Annotated in this window: 3 protein-coding genes; all 3 read right to left on the bottom strand. The window is 57.3% G+C overall.

Annotated features, from left to right (window positions below; genetic code table 11):
- Nucleotides 1-240 precede the first annotated feature (240 nt).
- Nucleotides 241-1,326, bottom strand: a complete 1,086-nt coding sequence (locus B2Y11_RS02310; protein WP_291055667.1) for a lactate oxidase — start codon at nt 1,324-1,326, stop codon at nt 241-243.
- Between the two features lie 82 nt (nt 1,327-1,408).
- Entirely contained in the window at nt 1,409-1,825 is a 417-nt protein-coding gene (locus B2Y11_RS02305; RefSeq protein ID WP_291055665.1) for a MarR family winged helix-turn-helix transcriptional regulator, read from the bottom strand.
- 417 nt (nt 1,826-2,242) lie between these two features.
- A complete protein-coding gene (locus tag B2Y11_RS02300; RefSeq protein WP_291055662.1) occupies nt 2,243-3,247 on the bottom strand; it encodes an alpha/beta hydrolase in 1,005 nt (334 codons plus the stop codon).
- Nucleotides 3,248-3,493: the final 246 nt, after the last annotated feature.

The raw sequence follows: 3,493 nt of genomic DNA, 5'->3' as shown, positions 1-3,493 counted from the left end.
AGGTAAATCCGTAACGCTGACTTTATAAGCATTGCCGCAGAGCGGCAATCCGCCACCCTCAGCGCTGCAGGCGCTGTTGCCCCCTGAGCGAAGCGATACACAACCTGCCGCCGGCAGGCGGCCACAACCCTCGGGCCGCAGCCCCGTCAACCCTCACACCGAAGGTGTGTCCAAAGGCGCCAGCCGCGCCTTTGTTCCACAACAAAACCGGGCAGCGAATACTGCCCGGTTTTACTATGCTCAAATTAGTTTTGTTTCTTTGACTTCTTCAATGGTCTTTGTGCCTGCCAGCTGCATGGTGATGGCAAGTTCTTTATTGAAATGATCGAATACCGACTTCACCCCTTCGGCTCCGCCCAGGTTGAGACCGTAGATGACGGGGCGGCCGATGGCTACCAGGTCGGCGCCGCTGGCCAGGGCTTTGAATACGTGATTTCCTCTTCTCACGCCGCTGTCAAAGATGACCGGTACCCGGTGGTTGACTGCGGCGGCAATGGAGGGTAGCACGGCAAAGGAGGCGGGGCCGCCGTCCAGCTGGCGGCCGCCGTGGTTGGAGACCCACACGCCGTCGGCGCCGGCTTGGATGGCAATGTCCGCATCTTCCGGAGACTGGATGCCCTTGACGATGACCGGCAGGCCGGACAGGTCCTTCAGTTTCTTGACGTCAGCAGGGACGAAGTCCTGCTTGGCGGCGGCGTAGATTTCAGAAATATTTTTTCCCTTGCCGTCAGCGGTGCCGTAGGCAGCCAGGTTAGGCATGGGGAGGGGGAACTGGAACCTGGTGGCAATGTCTTCTTCCCTGTAGCCGCCCAGGGTGGAGTCCACGGTCATGATGATGGCTTTCACGCCGGCCTTCACAGCCTTGCGGATGAGGAATTCATTGAAGCCGTCGTCCTTGCTCATGTAAATCTGGAAAAACTGGGGCGCTCCGGGGCAGGCGGCGGCAGCGTCTTCCAGGTTCGTGCTGCCGTAGGTGCTCATGGCAAAGAGGGTGCCTGCCTTGGCGGCACCGATGGCGGTATCTACCTCTCCCTTCATGTGGGCCAGGCCGTGGGCGGCAGAGGGGGCTTCAATCACCGGCGTTTTGAGGGGGATGCCGAAAATGGAGGTGGAAAGGTCTGCATGGGAAATACCGCGGAGCACCCGGGGGACGATGTGCTTGTCCTCAAAGGACCGGGTATTTTCCCGCATGGTCCATTCATCTTCCGCGCCTTCCCGGATGTAGCCGAAGGCGCCGGGGTCCATACGGGCCTTCACCCTTGCCTCCAGTCCTTTAATGTTCAAAATGTCAATGGGATGTTCCTCATTGCTTGTGTAGTAAGCCATAATGATTTCATTTCCTTTCTTTGAAATGGAAACAGCGGCTGAAGCAGAACGTTTCAGTGGCTGCGTTTTCAATAAACCTGTCTTACAGCTTCTTTTCCAGCTGCAGAAGGAGCTGCTTCAATGTTTCCGTCTCCTCCGGCGGCAGGACGGACTCGATGGCTTCATTCACCTCATCCTCCAGCGGGGACAGGGTGTCGAGAAGGGACTCCCCCTTCCCCGTAAGGGTGAGAATCAGGTTCCGTCGGTCTTTGGGGTCTTCTGTCCGCGTCACCAGCTCCTTGGCCTCCAGCCGGTCGATGAGGGCTTTGATGGTGTTCTGGTTCTTCTCCATGCGGCAGGCCAGGTCCTTCTGGCACAGAGGCCCTTCTTCATCAATCATGCGGAGCCCCACCCACTGCTCGATGGTAATATGGTGGCTTTTAAAAATATGGTCCAGCCGGTAATGAACCTTCCTGGAAACGCGGCCCAGAATAAAGCCCAGGGTATCATCCAGTTTCATGGTTCCTCCTTTGTGTCATTTACGATGGCTTTCTGTATTCCCGAAAGCAAGAGGGGAGAGGCGCCTTGCGGCGCCCGGGTTCAAGCCGTCATCGGGCTTCGCCCACAGAGCGGGCCGGTTCAGAAGGGAAGAGGTTCTCAAGATTGACGGGGCTTTCGCCCAGAGGAGAACACGCCAACCACGCGCCGAAGGCGCGTGGTTGGTTTTCCTGCCGCCGATAGGCGGCATAATATTTATTGCTGCGAAGCGGCAATCCACAACCCTCTGAACCCTGTGAACCTTTTCCGCAACCCTTCTACACAACCTGCCGCCGACAGGCAGTCCCAACCTGTGGCGCCAGCCGCGCCCCTTGCGCCCAAAGGGCGCTCCCCTTTGAACCCTTTGAACCCTCACGCCGACAGGCGTGTCCAAGATCCCTTATTTCAAATAGGAGTCAAAGAATTCCGTAATAATATCCAGCACTTCCTTCTGGTTCCAGTAGATACCGCCATGGGCGGCGCCTTCCACCAGGTACCGTTTGGAAGGAATGTGGTTCTTCTGCAGCGCCTGGAAGAGGAGATCCGTCTGGCTGGGGGAGACTACGGTGTCCGCCGTGCCGTGCATGAGGAGCATGGGGGTGCTGGTTTTGGAAATATAGGTAATGGGATTGGCTTTGGCGGCGCCCTCCGGATTGGCCAGGATGCCGCCGTCTTTCCCGCCGAACACAGGAGAACCGTTGACCCAGAGGGCCTCTGTGGCGCCGGCGGATTTGTGGTTTTCCTTCACAGCGTCACTGTAATCATCACCGATGCGGGTGAGGTCGGAAAGGCCGTAGAGGTCTACCGCCGCCTTTACATCGCTGGAAATGTTCAGGTTCTCCCCTTTATCAAAGGAAGTGGTGCCGCTGGTGGTTCCTGCCATGGCGGTGAGATAGCCGCCGGCGCTGCCGCCCACAATGCCTACCCGGTCAGGGTCGATGTTGAACTGGTCTGCATGGGCCTTGAGGTACCGGATGGACGATTTCACATCCTCCAGAGGCTGGGGAAATTTGGCAGTGGGCGCCACCCGGTACTGGATGGAAGCCACCACGTAGCCCGCTTCCGCCAGATGCATGCGGAGCTGGATGCCGTTATCCTTGTTGGCATTGATGAAGCCGCCGCCGGTGACGTAGACGATGGCCGGCAGCTTCTTGTCGGACTTGGGCTGCAGAATATCCATCTTCATGGCCACATTGGGATAGCCCCGCATGGGCACCTGCTCGTAAACCACATCGGAAATCTGGTTAATCAGCGGCGTCTTCACCGGTACGGAAAGAAGGATGCTCTCCGCCTTTCCCGGCATATCCTTCGTGGCGGAATCCACATTCACATCCATAGCCATAGCACCGCCTCCCATCCAAAGGCACCCTGCCAGGGCAAGGGCCACTATACTTTTCTTCTTCATATTCTGCTCTTTTATAAATAATACGATATAGAAGTAATTGGCAATATATTACTACTATATGGCAGGAATGTCAAATAGGAGACAGCCGCCGGCGGGCTTTGCGGCGGCGGGGCGTATTTCCGAAAGCAAGGAGATCTTCAGACGTCAGACTATCAGACATCAGACCTTCCGCCTGCCGCCTGTCAGAATGACCGCGTCCGGCGGGAAGTTCAGAGCGTAAATCCCTTGCCCACCCCTGTTTAAGGG

Origin of the sequence: Dialister sp. UBA1703 (genome assembly GCA_002320515.1) — a bacterium.
Classification (GTDB): domain Bacteria; phylum Bacillota; class Negativicutes; order Veillonellales; family Dialisteraceae; genus Dialister.
The sequence above is the reverse complement of the archived record's forward strand: the minus strand, read 5'-3'. Positions and strand labels throughout refer to the sequence as shown.